11 protein-coding genes are annotated in these 14,485 nt (G+C 58.6%); 6 read left to right on the top strand and 5 right to left on the bottom strand.

All coding sequences use genetic code 11. The features are described from left to right. Positions 1-178 precede the first annotated feature (178 nt). From G5287_RS18985 to G5287_RS18995, 3 genes are all read left to right on the top strand, one after another. The gene (locus G5287_RS18985) at positions 179-1,351 is read left to right on the top strand and encodes a CD0519/CD1768 family membrane protein (protein WP_005355060.1); all 1,173 of its coding nucleotides are present in this window, start codon (positions 179-181) and stop codon (positions 1,349-1,351) included. Between the two features lie 453 nt (positions 1,352-1,804). Then, positions 1,805-2,260 (top strand): hypothetical protein, encoded by a 456-nt coding sequence (locus G5287_RS18990; protein WP_421172526.1) that lies wholly within the window; start codon positions 1,805-1,807, stop codon positions 2,258-2,260. A gap of 151 nt (positions 2,261-2,411) precedes the next feature. Further along, positions 2,412-3,386, top strand: a complete 975-nt coding sequence (locus tag G5287_RS18995; protein WP_421172492.1) for a hypothetical protein — start codon at positions 2,412-2,414, stop codon at positions 3,384-3,386. A gap of 102 nt (positions 3,387-3,488) precedes the next feature. Here the strand turns inward: G5287_RS18995 and argH are convergent, their stop codons facing one another. From argH to argC, 5 genes are all read right to left on the bottom strand, one after another. Then, on the bottom strand, positions 3,489-4,874 hold the full coding sequence (gene argH / locus G5287_RS19000) for an argininosuccinate lyase (protein WP_421231727.1): 1,386 nt from the start codon (positions 4,872-4,874) through the stop codon (positions 3,489-3,491). 415 nt (positions 4,875-5,289) lie between these two features. Next, a complete protein-coding gene (locus G5287_RS19005; RefSeq protein ID WP_421231728.1) occupies positions 5,290-6,525 on the bottom strand; it encodes an argininosuccinate synthase in 1,236 nt (411 codons plus the stop codon). A gap of 68 nt (positions 6,526-6,593) precedes the next feature. Then, positions 6,594-7,505 (bottom strand): ornithine carbamoyltransferase, encoded by a 912-nt coding sequence (locus G5287_RS19010; RefSeq protein WP_201968011.1) that lies wholly within the window; start codon positions 7,503-7,505, stop codon positions 6,594-6,596. A 25-nt stretch (positions 7,506-7,530) separates the two neighbouring features. After that, positions 7,531-8,310 carry an acetylglutamate kinase gene (gene argB / locus G5287_RS19015; RefSeq protein ID WP_421231729.1) on the bottom strand — a complete coding sequence of 260 codons (780 nt, stop codon included), beginning with the start codon at positions 8,308-8,310 and terminating at the stop codon, positions 7,531-7,533. 22 nt (positions 8,311-8,332) lie between these two features. Beyond that, entirely contained in the window at positions 8,333-9,340 is a 1,008-nt protein-coding gene (gene argC, locus G5287_RS19020; protein WP_421172488.1) for an N-acetyl-gamma-glutamyl-phosphate reductase, read from the bottom strand. 271 nt (positions 9,341-9,611) lie between these two features. Here argC and argE point away from each other — a divergent pair, with 271 nt between their 5' ends. From argE to ybaK, 3 genes are all read left to right on the top strand, one after another. Continuing rightward, positions 9,612-10,757, top strand: a complete 1,146-nt coding sequence (argE, locus tag G5287_RS19025; RefSeq protein WP_421172487.1) for an acetylornithine deacetylase — start codon at positions 9,612-9,614, stop codon at positions 10,755-10,757. A gap of 231 nt (positions 10,758-10,988) precedes the next feature. After that, entirely contained in the window at positions 10,989-13,622 is a 2,634-nt protein-coding gene (gene ppc / locus G5287_RS19030) for a phosphoenolpyruvate carboxylase (protein ID WP_421231730.1), read from the top strand. A gap of 294 nt (positions 13,623-13,916) precedes the next feature. Then, positions 13,917-14,381 carry a Cys-tRNA(Pro) deacylase gene (ybaK, locus tag G5287_RS19035; RefSeq protein WP_005336092.1) on the top strand — a complete coding sequence of 155 codons (465 nt, stop codon included), beginning with the start codon at positions 13,917-13,919 and terminating at the stop codon, positions 14,379-14,381. The last annotated feature ends 104 nt before the right edge of the window (positions 14,382-14,485 follow it).

Here is a 14,485-nt window from a genome sequence, read left to right on the forward strand (position 1 = left end):
TCCTTAGTTCAGTCGGTAGAACGGCGGACTGTTAATCCGTATGTCACTGGTTCAAGTCCAGTAGGAGGAGCCAATTCAAAAAGCCCTTGTCGCAAGACAAGGGCTTTTTTCTATTTGGCGCAGCCATTTTTTAACCATAAAAACAACCACACACGCACAGATGAACCGCAGGATAGATATGGAAAATCATGTAGTTATAGAGTCAAAGGGGCGACTTGCCGCCATTCGAAACTGGATGGAACCCGTGCTGGTGCTGCTTATTCTTGGCAGCCTGTTCGGTTACCTCGGCAGCCAGATGGGCCTCTCTGCCATGGTCAACACCCTGTTCAATACCGCCCACCAGCTGCTGCTCAATACCGTGCTCTTTATCATGGGGATCACGGTGCTCTCCGGTGCCCTGAGCCAGCTCTTGAGCGAGTTCGGGGTGATCCGCCTGCTGGAGGTGCTGCTGGCCCCACTGATGAAGCCGGTGTTTCGTCTGCCCGGTCGCACCGCGCTGGCGGCGCTGATGACCTTCTTCTCCGACAACCCGGCGGTGATCAGCCTCGCCAAGGACAGCCGCTTTCGCAAAGGCTTCACTCCGTGGCAGCTGGTGTCGCTGACCAACTTCGGCACCGCCTTCGGCATGGGGCTGATCGTGGTGACCTTTATGGCCACCCTGCAACTGCCGAGCGGTGAATCCACCGCCAGCGCGGCGCTGATCGGGCTGCTGGGTGCTCTGGTGGGCTCGGTGGTCTCTACCCGATTGATGCAACGGATGATCCGCCCCTTGGTGGGGGAAGTGCTGAACGATGACGCTGTATCGTCCGACGGCCGCAAGGTCGGGGTGACCAAAGAGGCGGCTCCCGGCTGGCTGCGGATCCTCAACTCTCTGCTCGATGGCGGCAAATCCGGTGTGGAGCTGGGGATGGCGGTGATCCCGGGTGTGCTGATCATCAGCACCTTCGTGATGCTGCTCACCTTTGGCCCGGGCGACAAGGGCTATACCGGCGAAGCGTTTCAGGGGGTTGCCCTGCTGCCGGTGCTGGCCGCCAAGGTGAGCTGGCTGTTTGACCTGCTGTTCGGCTTCCAGCAGCCGGAGCTGGTCGCTTTCCCCGCCACCTCGCTTGGTGCGGTTGGTGCCGCCATGTCACTGGTGCCGCCTTTTATTGCCAAGGGGTGGATCACCGGTAACGAGGTCGCGGTGTTTACCGCCATGGGGATGTGCTGGAGTGGCTTCCTGAGCACCCACACCGCCATGCTGGATGCTCTCGGCTATCGCCACCTCACCTCCCGCGCCATCGTTGCCCACACCATCGGCGGCCTGTGCGCCGGTGTGGCCGCTCACCAGCTCTATCTGCTGCTGGGCTGAGTCGGGTTCAGACACGGATACAAAAAGAGGCTCTTCGGAGCCTCTTTTCATTTCTATTGGTCACGCCTTGTGGGCGGATCACCGCTCGATTAGTAAGCCCGCAGGTCGTTATTCGGTGCCTGATCGCTGCGGTGCTTTTGTCAGGTTTTACTCTGTTGGTGCCATCAGCAGCGCAAGTGGCTCAAAGAGTTGGCGATCAGGGTGTGAAAGGAAGGTGTCGCGGCTCGGGTGGGCGGCAAAACGCTTTGCCACCATATTGCCACTACCGCCCGTGGCGGCAGCTACTGGCCGCCTGACTCCCCTTTGCGCTCGGCTATCTCCTGCGTGCTGCTTGAACAAATAGATCAGCCATTCAAGGGATTAGCCGGTGCGGTACGTTTTATCGCCGTGCTGGCCCCGCTTATGCACATCTCTTGGCAACACCATCAAGGGTCGTTGTCGCGGAGAGTTATCATGATCAGCAGCCTGCTTCCCCTTGCCTCGATCGCCCTCAAGCTGGGCAGTCAGCTGCTTGTCAGCAGTAGCAAACCTGAGCCTGTGCAGCCTGCCGTACAGGAGGATCGCCTTGCCCCGACTGTCCAGAGCTTGTTCCAGCGACTCGGTATCAAGGATGCCGATAGCGAACAGAACCGCTCGGCCATCAACCACTTTATGGGGGAGCTGATGCAGACTCTGGGGCAGGAGAATGGCGGTCAATCCCTCCCAGCCGCCATCGATAGCGCCCGCAACCAGCTGGCGAGCGGCATCCAGAGTACCCGCCTCGATGCGTTGCAAAGTGAACTCGATACCCTCAAGGGCACCCTTGGTGCCAGCGATCTCAACCTCGATCAGCTGCTCGGCGCCTTTAAACAGACCCTGCCCAATGGCAAGGGGGAGGGGGTTGGCAAGCTGCTCAATGCCAGTGCGTAAAATATAAGGTAAGGAAATAAGGTATTATCACCTGTTAGATTGATCCAAAATACGATAGATTAGTATCGACTTTAATTTTAAAAAATCACAATTGCATTATAAATATACAGGTTATTTTTAATGATATCTTGTTGCTTATTTTGGAGGCAGGATGGTGGATTTATTACCTATTTTTATTAAGGTGACAGAAACTATAAAAAATAACATGCATGAATGGTTTGAAAAATATCCGGATGGAATGCCATGGACTGTTGTTTCAGATTATTGTGTGGGAGATAACGAGAAAAATAACGATGTGTTTTCTTTTGTGATTATAGCTAATCATGATAAAACTGAAAACATAATGGAATATATATCTAAAGTGGCGCCTCGAGATTTGAAAAAAGTCAGACGGGTTCCTCAAGGACTAATTGACTATTTGACATGTGAATATCCTATAACATTTAGCATATCATTTGTGATAAATAGAAAGTCGGCTTTGTTACGTGATTATTTGGGTGTGGCTGAAATGCGTGAATTTATCCCAGATGTATCTAATTTAATAAATTCGCTTAAGGATAGCTCTCTTAAAAGTGATACATTAGACCCTACTTATTTCACTGATACATTGAAAAGATTGGATGTATTTTTGAATGACTTAGGCCGAAAACAGCTGAATGTTAGTCTGGCCAGACAAATTCATCTTGCATCTTCATTTGCTGCAACAGTGTTCTATCTAGTTACAAAATCAACTGGTGCGGGTCATATCAGATGGGTCTCAGATAGAGATAAGTTAATTGAACATAATGATACGGTTGTATATGACTTATCCTACATATACTTTATTTTAATGCTGTCGGCTTGTGATAATAACGAGACGAATGAATTGGGCAATGTAATATTAAACAACCCTAATGTCACTTTTGAAGTGCCAGACAAAGTAGGTAAAAATAGATTCGATGCACTGATAAGGTTGCCTGACTATTTAGCTGGTACATTAGCTGATATTAGTGAAAACCTAACCTTCTCAAAAGATAAGTTTGATGTTGTATTTCAAAGTGTTTATGTACACTCATCTAATAATTGTATTGTTCAGCTAGGATCTGATGGCGAAAATATTTTTGCTCGTTCGGTGTTATATCGCTAGTGGGCTAACAGTTAATTTAATTGAGATAAAATGAATTTGTAAGCAAAGCGGCAACCTCGGGTTGCCGTTTTGCTTTCAACTTTGGATCACAAGCCGGTTGGCTTAACCCACCCGCTTGGCCAGCCACTGCTCTGCGGCAGTAAGGGCTGCTTCTACTTGCTCGCGGGCGACGCCGCCTTTGGCGACCCGCTTGGCCAGGGTCGCTTCCAGCTCCAGATTGGGGTAGACGTCGAACTCGATCACCGGGCTGAAACGTTGGAATTCACCGATGGAGAGCTCCTCCAGCGGGCGGCCCACGCTGATGGCAAAGACCACGGTTTCACCGACGATATGGTGCGCTTCACGGAACGGAATCCCTTTGGCCACCAGATAGTCTGCCAGCTCGGTAGCGTTGGCATAGCCGCCCTGCGCCGCCGCCATGGTGCGCTCACCATTCACCTTCAGATCGATCAGCACCAGCGCCGCCATATCGAGGCAGTCGTGCCAGGTATCGAGGGCATCGAACAGCCCCTCCTTGTCTTCCTGCATGTCCTTGTTGTAGGCCAGCGGCAGCGCCTTGAGGCTCATCAGCATGCCCATCTGGGCGCCGACTACACGGCCGGTCTTGCCACGAATAAGCTCCAACGCATCCGGGTTCTTCTTCTGCGGCATCAGCGACGAGCCGGAGGTAACCGCGTCGGAGAGCTCGACAAAGCCCGCCTCGCCGGTGTTGTAGAAGATAAGGTCTTCGGCAAAGCGCGACAGGTGGGTCATGGAGAGGGACGCCACGTGCATCAGTTCCACCACGTGATCCCGATCGGAGACCGAATCCAGACTGTTGCGGGTGGCACCGGCAAAGCCCATGTCGAGCGCCAAGGCTTCGCGGTCGATGGCATAGGCGGTGCCCGCCAGCGCACCGCAGCCGAGCGGGCTGGTGTCGAGGCGCTTGAGGGCATCCTGCAGCCGGGAATAATCCCGCTCCAGCATCTCCACATAGGCCAGCGCCCAGTGGGCGTAAGTGACCGGCTGGGCCCGCTGCAGGTGGGTGTAACCGGGCAGCACCGCCGCCTGATTGGCGCGGGCAGAGGCGACCAGCCCCTGCTGCAGGGCGGTGATGGAACTGAGCAGCAGCTCGCCCTGCGCCTTGCACCAGAGTTTCAGGTCGGTGGCGACCTGATCGTTGCGCGAACGGCCGGTGTGCAGCTTCTTGCCAAGATCGCCGACGGCGGCGATGAGCTGGCTTTCGACCCAGGAGTGGATATCTTCGGCGTCCGAACTCAGGACCTGCCGGGGATCCTGCTGCACCGAGGCGAGCAGCACCTCCATCGCCTGTTGCAGTTTGCCCTGCTCATCGGCGGTCAATACGCCCACTTTCACCAGCGCTTTGGCCCAGGCCATGGAGCCTTGAATATCCTGCTCCGCCAAGCGGTAATCGAACCGCAGCGAATCGTTGAACTGCTTGAACCGGCTATCGGCTCCCTGACTGAAGCGTCCACCCCAAAGTGCCATACTGCTCTCCTTGAATGCGTTGTCGGTAGGCATTTACGCCTGCCGTACTCGCGCGGCCTCTTGGCCTGCGCGCAGAAATCTTGCCCTGTATTTTCCTGAATAACAGTGCGGTGGTGATGAGTGCTGTTGCCGTTGAACACGTCAAATCCAGCAACTGCGAATCGGTTCCCTCTCCCTCTGGGAGAGGGCTAGGGTGAGGGTAATTCCCCCCTCATCCCCGCCCCTTCTCCCGCAAGGGGAGAAGGGAGAAAATACGTCAGCATCATATTCACACAGCCCCTGTTATCTCACAGAAGTGGCCCGGGCGCTGCCGCTCTTGTCACACCCGTCGATGATGGATCAGGGGGCTGTGCTCTCTGCCTGTAGAAGAGGGGGCCATGCCCCCTCAACGGAATCAACGGGTTATCGCGCTTGCTTAACCGTGGGTGTGGTCGCCACCGATAGCCTGATGTTGCTCCTTCATGGCGCGGATCCGGCTGGCCAGGGTGTAGAGACGAATAAAGCCTTCGGCATGGCTCTGGTCATACACTTCATCGGCGCCGAAGGTGGCGAAGTCTTCGGAGTAGAGGCTGTTCGGCGACTTCTTCTGCACCGCTGTGACCTGACCCTTGTACATCTTCAGCACCACTTCACCATCCAGATCTTCGGCGATGGCGTTGGCAGAGGCGAGGATCGCCTTGCACAGCGGGGTGAACCAGCGACCGTCATAGACCAGATGGGAGAACTCGGCACCCAGCTTTTCCCGCCAGGCGCGGGTCGGGCGATCCAGTACCAGCTCTTCCACGGCGCGCAGCGCGGCGACCATCACGGTACCGCCCGGGGTCTCGTAGCAGCCACGGGACTTCATCCCCACCATCCGGTTTTCGGTGATGTCGATGCGGCCCACGCCGTGCTTGCCAGCACGCTCGTTCAGGGTTATCAGGATCTGGTGCGGGCTGAGCGGCTGGTCGTCAACGGCCACCACTTCACCCTGCGCCACGGTCAGCTTGACGTACTCCGGCTGATCCGGAGCCTGCTCGGCCGGTACGGTCCACTGCCAGACCGCTTCGGACGGCTCGTTCCAGGTGCTCTCCAGCTCGCCACCTTCGGTGGAGATGTGCCAAGCGTTGGCATCGCGGCTGTAGATCTTCTTCAAGGTCGCCTTGCAGGGGATGTTGCGGGTCTCCAGATAGGAGAGCAGATCTTCCCGGGAGCGCATGTCCCAGATCCGCCACGGGGCGATGACTTTCAGCTGGGGCGCCAGCGCGGCAACCGCACCTTCGAAACGCACCTGATCGTTACCCTTGCCGGTGCAGCCGTGGGAGATGGCATCGGCCCCTTCCGCCAGCGCGGCCTCGACCATCGCCTTGGCGATCACCGGACGGGCCATGGAGGTGCCCAGCAGATAGGTGCCCTCATAGACAGCGCCAGTCTTCAGGGTCGGGTAGACGTACTCTTTGACGAACTCTTCGCGCAGATCCTTGATGATGCACTTGGTGGCGCCGGAGGCGATGGCTTTTTGCTCGATCCCTTCCAGATCGTCGCGCTCCTGACCGACGTCAGCTACGAAGGCGATGATTTCGGCGTCATAGTGCTCTTTCAGCCAGGGAATGATGGCCGAGGTATCCAGTCCACCCGAGTAAGCCAGTACGATCTTGTTGATTCCGCTCATGTTACTTCTCTCCGTGATGATTCGATGATGATTCAATAAAGGTGTCGTGATTCAGGTTGATTGCCGCGTTACTTGTTGCCGAGAAGGGTCAGCAACACGGCGTTCTGGATATGCATCCGGTTTTCGGCCTCGTCCATGATGAGGGAGGCGGGGCCATCCATCACCTGCGAGGTGATCTCCAGCTCCCGATGAGCCGGCTGGCAGTGCAGCACATGTGCAATGCCAGTGCGGTCGAGCAGGGCCTGGTTGATCTGGTAAGGCATAAAGAGGTCTTTGACCTGCTCCATCGGGGTGTTGTCACCCATGGAGACCCAGGTGTCGGTGTAGGCCACGTCGAACCCTTCGATATCAGCCACGTCATCGCTGATGTGGATGGTCGCCCCCGACTTGGCCGCCAGTGCCTGCGCCTGCAGGAAGATCTGGGTATCCGGGCCGTGGCCTTTCGGGCAGATCAGGGTGACGTCGGTGCCGAGGGTGGCCCCCAGCAGCAGCAGAGAGTGGCTGACGTTGTTGCCATCACCGAGGTAGGCAAGCTTCACCTTCGACAGGTCGTCGTAGTGCTCGGCAATGGTCATAAAGTCGGCCAGCCCCTGACAGGGGTGGTAGAGGTTGCACAGGCTGTTCACCACCGGCACTGTGCCATGCTCTGCCAGCTCGACCAGGGTCTGGTGATCGAACACCCGGGCGACGATGGCATCACACCAGCGGGACAGGTTGGCGGCGAAATCCTTCACCGACTCCCGCTTGCCCAGCGCGCCGTTCTGCTGATCCAGATAGACGCTGTGGCCGCCCAGTTTGGCGATGCCGATGTCGAAGGTGACCCGGGTGCGCAGGGAGGGCTTCTCGAACAGGGTGACCACGCTCTTGCCAGCCAGCGCCTGGCTGTACTTCTTCGGGTCGGCCTTGACCGCTTTGCCCAGCGCAATCAGTGCCTCTATTTGGGCTTTGTTCAGATCACTGTCTTTCAGAAGATGTTGCATCGGATGTTCCTTGTTCCGGTGGAGATCAAATAGCCACTTGAGTGCCGACGGCGCCGCCAGCCAGCAGCTTGAGCAGCTGGTCCGGGTAACGCCAGCTGGCGACACAGACCGGCTTGCCGAGGGTCTGGGCGGCGTGCAGGGCCGCTTCTACCTTGACCGCCATGCCATCGCGGATCACCCCTTTCTCCATCAGATCCAGTGCGGTCAGCTTGTCGAGCTGGGGCACCAGCTTGCCCTTGCCATCCAGGATGCCGCTCACGTCGGAGAGCATCACCAGATCGGCACCGAGCGCCTCGGCAATGGCGGTGGCCGCCTGATCCGCGTTGACGTTCATCAGCTGCCCCTCGGCGGTGATGCCGATGGAGCTCACCACCGGCAGGAAGCCCTGACCTAGGATGCCTGCTACCAGCGCCGGGTTGCCCGGCTTGCACTCGCCGACCGCGCCGAGATCCGGGTCGAGCTGGGTCACCTGACAGAGGCCGCCATCCGCCAGGCAGAGCCCCACCGCTGGAATGCCGGTGGCGATCGCCTTGGCCATCATCTGCTTGTTGGCAGTGCCCGCCAGCGCCCCGGCAATGAAGGGGATCTGCTCGAACGGGGTCACCCGCAGGCCGTTCTTCTTGGTGGAGGTGAGACCCAGCCCCTTGAGCAGGTCATCCACCAGACAGCCACCACCGTGCACCAGCAACAGCGGACGGTGCTGATCGTCGAGAAAGGTTTTGAGGGTGGCGAACAGGGCGGTCAGCGCCTCGTCGTTCTCGATAAGGGCGCCGCCCAGTTTGATTACCAACGTCTGTTTGTCCATGTTCGAGATCCTTCCTAAGTCCTTAAATCAGGCCGGTGGCCGGTTCAAATCCGAATTTGATATTTATGCACTGCATGGCTTGCGAGGCGGCACCCTTGAGCAGGTTGTCGATGGCAGAGACCACCACCAGCATGTTGCCCTGCTGTTGCCAGGCGATATCGCAGTAAGGGGTGTTTGCCACACCGCGAATAGAGGGCATCTGGCCGGTGAGGCGCACCAGCGGCTTGCCTTCGTAAGCCTTGAGGAAGGCCTGATCCACCTGGGTGGGGGTTACGCCGTCCGCCAGCTGCACATAGATGGTGGCCAGAATGCCGCGCACATAGTTGCCAAGGTGGGGCTGGAACAGCACCTCCTTGCCGAGGTGGTGGCTGATCTCCGGCTGGTGTCTGTGATTGAAGGTGCCGTAGGGATTGAGGCTCACTTCGCAGAAGCTGGTGTTGATGGCCGCCTTGCGACCGGCACCGGAAACCCCTGAGACGGCGTTGATGATGGGCTGCCACCCCTTGGCAATCAGGCCATCCTGCTGCAGCGGCTTGAGAGCACAGAGGGAGGCGGTCGGATAACAACCCGGCACCGCAATCAGCTGGGCGGTAGCGATGGCATCGGCATTCCACTCCGCCAGACCATAGACGGCCTGACCCAGCCACTGTTCGCTGTCGTGGGTGAAGCCGTAGAAGCTGTCGTAAAAGCCCTGATCCTTGACCCGGAAGGCGCCGGAGAGATCGAACACCGGCAGCCCCTTGGCGAGAAACTTGGGCGCAAGCTCGGCACTCACCTCGTGGGCGGTGGCCAGCAGCACCAGATCGGCCTGGGTCAGGATCCGGGTCATGCCGTCGTCGTCCAGCGGCAGCAGCGGCTGATCGAGGGCGCCGACCCACTGGGGATGCAGGGCAGAGAAGCGTTTGTGGGCATCCTGACTGCCGGCGGAGACATAGAGGCCGAACAGTTTGAGTTGTGGATGGTTCTGTACCAGTGCGGCCAGTTCGGCTCCCGCGTAGCCACTGGCACCGACGATAACGGTGTTAAGCATGTTGAATATTCCAAGTCAGAGTTCGAGATTCACAGCATGACGCTGCAGTGCACAAGGGTGTTCGAGCGCCCCTTTGCACAAGTGCGGAGGGGCAATTCAGGCGGGTGTGTGTCGTCGGTTATAGATCAGGTGACAGAACATTAACTTTCCCTTACAACTAGAAGCCTTTGTTGATGAGCCAGATATTCAGGTAAAATTAAAGAATATTCATGCACTCACTTTGCATTTGTATTTTCTAACAGAAACATTCCGGGGACGCAAGGAGGAGCTGATGGCCAATCTGGATTTTTTTTCACTTTATAAGAATATTATTGCGATTCCCTCTATCAGCAGCACGGATCCCAAGTGGGATCAGAGCAATGAGGCGGTGATCCGGCTGCTGGCCGACTGGTTCGGTCAGCTCGGTTTTCAGTGCGAGGTGACGGCGCTCCCCGATCTGCCGGGCAAGTTCAATCTGGTGGCGACGATCGGTCAGGGGGAGGGCGGTCTGCTGCTGGCGGGTCACACCGATACGGTACCGTTCGATGAGGGGGGCTGGAGCAAGGATCCCTTCAAGGTGACGGAAGAGGGCGATCGCCTCTATGGCCTCGGCACCATCGACATGAAAGGCTTCTTCGCCTTTATCGTCGAGGCGCTCAAAGAGATCGACCTCACCAAGCTGACCAAGCCGCTGCGCATTCTCGCCACTGCCGACGAAGAGACCACCATGGCGGGGGCCCGCGCCATCGCCGCGGCGGCGGAGCTCAAACCCGACTACGCCGTGATTGGCGAGCCGACCGGACTGGTGCCCGTGGTGGCCCACAAGGGGCATATGTCGGAGGCGATCCGCATTACCGGCAAGAGCGGTCACAGCTCGGATCCCGCCAACGGCGTCAACGCCATGGAGATCATGCACAAGGCGATGGGGCAGGTGCTGCGCTTGCAGCAGGATCTGAAAGATCGCTACGCCGACCACCGCTTTGCCGTGCCGCAGCCGACCCTTAACCTGGGTTACATCCAGGGCGGCGACAGCCCGAACCGCATCTGCGGCTGCTGCGAGCTACATATCGACCTGCGACCCACTCCGCAGGTGGGGCCGGATGAGCTGATGGGGATGCTCAAAGAGGCGCTCTCTCCCATCGAGATCCACCAGCCGGGCTGCCTGCATCTGCAGCATCTGCATGAGCCCATTCCCGCCTACGCCTGCGCCGACGACTCTGTGCTGGTGCGCGAAGCTGAGAAGGCGAGCGGTCGCGCCGCCGAGTCGGTCAACTACTGCACCGAGGCGCCGTTTATCCAGCAGCTTGGCTGCCAGACCATAGTGATGGGCCCCGGTCATATCACCCAGGCGCACCAGCCGGATGAGTATCTGGACCTGTCTTTCGTCAAGCCAACCACCTCAGTGTTGCAGCACCTGATCAGACGTTTTTGCCTGTAGCGGCAGCGGTGAAAGGGGCGTAAAAACTGTAAGTAAGTTACATAACAAGCCGGTTGTGGAGTGGTGATGGAAATACATGTTCTGAATCGGCCTGTTATTTGACCTTGCGCAGACAATCTGGGTAGATTGTCACCCTAAGATGACGGAGCATATGTTGTAATCGCACAACAATAAGTGAGGTCGTCTAGCACCCCGGATGGGTGTCAGGCACCAACAAGATAAGGATGTGGAATGAACGAAAAGTACGCCGCACTACGCGCCAACGTAGGTATGCTGGGTCAGCTGCTGGGTAAATCCATCAAGGATCATCAGGGTCAGGCCTTTCTCGACAAGATCGAAACCATTCGCCAATTGGCCAAGTCCTCCCGCAAGGGCAATGAATCAGACCGGGAACGTCTGCTCGATACCCTGCGCACCCTGAGCGATGATGAACTGCTGCCGGTGGCCCGCGCCTTCAGCCAGTTCCTCAATCTGGCCAACGTGGCGGAACAGTTCCACACCATCTCCCGTCGCTGCGAAGAGCAGGTCTGCACCCCGGATCCGCTGGAGCAGATGTTCGACAAGCTGAAAGCCTCCAACCTGTCGCAAGAGGCCATCATTCAGGCCGTGCGCGAGCTGGATATCGATCTGGTGCTGACCGCTCACCCCACCGAGGTGACCCGTCGCACCCTGATCCACAAGCACGTACAGCTCAACGACTGCCTCGAGGCGCTGGAGCTTTCCGACCTGCTGCCCCGCGAGCGGGACAAGATCCTCAATCGCATCGAACAGCTCATCAATCAGGCGTGGCACACCAACGAGATCCGCGAACAGCGCCCGACGCCGGTCGACGAGGCCAAGTGGGGTTTTGCGGTGGTGGAGAACAGCCTGTGGCCCGCCATTCCCGAATTCATGCGCAATCTGGACGAGCGTCTGCAACACCATCTGGGTGTGCGGCTGCCGCTGGATGCCGCGCCGGTCAAGTTCACCTCCTGGATGGGCGGTGACCGAGACGGCAACCCCTTCGTTACCGCCAAGGTGACTGCCGAAGTGCTGGAGCTGGGCCGCTGGATGGCGGTGAGCCTGTTCTACAAAGACATCAAGGAGCTCACTTCCGAGCTCTCCATGTCCGACTGTACCGACGCAGTGCGCGCTTGCGTTGGCGATCACCCCGAGCCCTACCGTGCGCTGGTGCGCGAGCTGCGTGAAGCGCTGCGCGAAACCAAGGAGCATCTCACCGCCAAGGTGCAGGGCCAGGCGAGCGAGAGCCAGGATCTGGTCAAGACCACCGCTCAGCTGCGCGAGCCGCTGGAGCTCTGCTACCACTCATTGCACGCTTGCGGCATGGGCAACATCGCCGATGGCATGCTGCTGGACGTGCTGCGCAAGGTCGCCTGTTTCGGCATCCATCTGGTCAAGCTCGATATCCGTCAGGATGGCGAGCGTCACGGGCTGGTCTTCTCCGAGCTGACCCGCTATCTGGGTCTGGGTGACTACGCCGAGTGGAGCGAAGATGACAAGCAGGCTTTCCTGCTCAACGAACTGAATTCTCGCCGCCCGCTCATTCCTCACGACTGGGAGCCGAGCGCCGAGGTGCGCGAGACGCTGGATACCTGTCAGGTCATCGCCGAGCACGACCCCGATGCGTTTGGCATCTACATCATCTCCATGGCCGGTGCGCCGTCCGACGTGCTGTCGGTGCAACTGCTGCTCAAAGAGGCTGGTTGCAAGTTCCGCATGCCGGTCGCCCCGCTGTTTGAAACCCAGGATGACCTGATGGCAGGCACCGCCGTGATGGAGCGTCTGCTCTCGGTGGACTGGTATCGCGGCTACATTCAGGGCCGTCAGTACGTAATGATCGGCTACTCCGACTCCGCCAAGGATGCGGGCATGATGGCCGCTGGCTGGGCCCAGTACGCCGCCATGGAGTCGCTGGTGGGGCTTGCCGAAGCCAACAACATCCGCCTCACCCTGTTCCATGGCCGTGGCGGTACCGTCGGTCGTGGTGGTGCGCCTGCCCATCAAGCCATCCTCTCCCAGCCGCCGGGATCCCTGCGCGGTGGTCTGCGTACCACCGAACAGGGGGAGATGATCCGCTTCAAGTTCGGTCTGCCGAAAGTGGCGATCAAGAGTCTGGAGCTCTACACCAGCGCCGTGCTGGAAGGGAACCTGCTGCCGCCGCCCAAGCCGAAAGAGTGCTGGCGCGAGGTGATGGAACAGCTGGCCGCCGACTCCTGCGAGCACTACCGCAGCATTGTGCGCGGTCATCCGGACTTCGTCCCTTACTTCCGTGCCGCCACCCCGGAGATGGAGCTCGGCAAACTGCCGCTCGGCTCCCGTCCCTCCAAGCGCAAGCCCAACGGCGGAGTCGAGAGTCTGCGCGCCATTCCGTGGATCTTCGCCTGGACCCAGAACCGCCTGATGCTGCCGGCCTGGCTCGGTGCCCACAAGGCGCTGCAACAGGCGATCGACGGCGGCAAGCTGGCGGTGCTGGAAGAGATGAGCGCCCAGTGGCCCTTCTTCCGCACTCGCCTCGAGATGCTGGAGATGGTGTTCCTCAAAGCGGACGTGTGGCTTGCCGAATACTACGACACCCGTCTGGTACCGCAGGAGCTGTGGGGCCTTGGCAAACAGCTGCGTCAGGAGCTCGCCGAATCCATCGAGGTGGTGCTGAAACTGAGCCCGCGCGGGGATCTGCTGGAGGATCAGCCCTGGATCAAGGAGTCCATCAAGCTGCGCAACCCCTACACAGACCCGCTCAACGTGCTGCAGGCCGAGTTGCTCAACCGCTCCCGCAACCACCCGGAGACCCTGCACCCCGAGTTGGACAAGGCGCTGATGGTCACCATCGCCGGTATTGCCGCAGGTATGCGCAACACCGGTTGATCGCCAGCTCAATCCAGCAGGCTTCAGCAATATCCATCAAGCCAAAGGGCGCCAATAAGGCGCCCTTTGTTTTTGGCTGTATTTCGTTGGGGGCACGCCTTGCACCGCTCGAAAATGCTCTTTACCTAGTCTCGTTCTGTGTTTAATTCGGCAAGCGGTACAATTCACCTTGTTCATTGCTCTCTACTCATTACCGGTGATGGGTACAGATTTCCCCTCCGGCTTGCATCCCTCGCCACGCAGGCGCAGACTGTTTGGCCTTGTTTTTATGCGATTCGATTCAAGGCAACCATCATGACACCTGCCATCAACCTGCTGAAGAAGCTCAAAATTCCCCACAAGCTCTACCCCTACGAGTGCGAAGCCCACGACGATTTCGGCAAGCATGCCGCGACCCAGCTCGGGCTGCCGGAAGCGCAGGTGTTCAAGACTCTGGTCGCCCATCACGACAAGCAGGCGGTGGTGGCTATCGTTCCCTCATCCGGCATGTGCAGTCTGAAACAGCTGGCCAAGGCGACCGGTCTCAAGAAGGTGGAGATGATGAAACCGGCGGAGGCGGAGAAGCTGACCGGCTACAAGGTGGGTGGTATCAGCCCGCTGGCCCAGAAGAAATTGTTGCCCACTGTGCTCGACGAGTCGGCGCTGCAGTTTGACGAGATCCTGGTGAGCGGCGGCAAGCGCGGCCTCTCGGTCGGCGTGGCGCCGCAGGATATGCTGACGCTGATGAAGTGGATCGCCGCACCTATCGGCGAAGAGTAGTGCCGGGCACGGTGTGAACCTGCCCTCCGGGCCTGTGGCGGCCCGGATTGCCCTACCTGTGATCGGACGCGCAAGCCGTGATTGCCCCGTGCTCAACGGGGAGT

The organism is Aeromonas sp. 603079 (assembly GCF_049172135.1).
GTDB classification, from domain to species: domain Bacteria; phylum Pseudomonadota; class Gammaproteobacteria; order Enterobacterales; family Aeromonadaceae; genus Aeromonas; species Aeromonas veronii.

Bases quoted from the DNA above. Each gene is read 5' to 3' on its own strand.
- ppc (WP_421231730.1), top strand. From the start codon at position 10,989: ATGAACGAAAAGTACGCCGCACTACGCGCCAACGTAGGTATGCTGGGT.
- argE (WP_421172487.1), top strand. From the start codon at position 9,612: ATGGCCAATCTGGATTTTTTTTCACTTTATAAGAATATTATTGCGATT.
- G5287_RS18985 (WP_005355060.1), top strand. From the start codon at position 179: ATGGAAAATCATGTAGTTATAGAGTCAAAGGGGCGACTTGCCGCCATT.
- G5287_RS18990 (WP_421172526.1), top strand. From the start codon at position 1,805: ATGATCAGCAGCCTGCTTCCCCTTGCCTCGATCGCCCTCAAGCTGGGC.
- G5287_RS19005 (WP_421231728.1), bottom strand. From the start codon at position 6,525: ATGAGCGGAATCAACAAGATCGTACTGGCTTACTCGGGTGGACTGGAT.
- G5287_RS18995 (WP_421172492.1), top strand. From the start codon at position 2,412: ATGGTGGATTTATTACCTATTTTTATTAAGGTGACAGAAACTATAAAA.
- ybaK (WP_005336092.1), top strand. From the start codon at position 13,917: ATGACACCTGCCATCAACCTGCTGAAGAAGCTCAAAATTCCCCACAAG.
- argC (WP_421172488.1), bottom strand. From the start codon at position 9,340: ATGCTTAACACCGTTATCGTCGGTGCCAGTGGCTACGCGGGAGCCGAA.
- G5287_RS19010 (WP_201968011.1), bottom strand. From the start codon at position 7,505: ATGCAACATCTTCTGAAAGACAGTGATCTGAACAAAGCCCAAATAGAG.
- argB (WP_421231729.1), bottom strand. From the start codon at position 8,310: ATGGACAAACAGACGTTGGTAATCAAACTGGGCGGCGCCCTTATCGAG.
- argH (WP_421231727.1), bottom strand. From the start codon at position 4,874: ATGGCACTTTGGGGTGGACGCTTCAGTCAGGGAGCCGATAGCCGGTTC.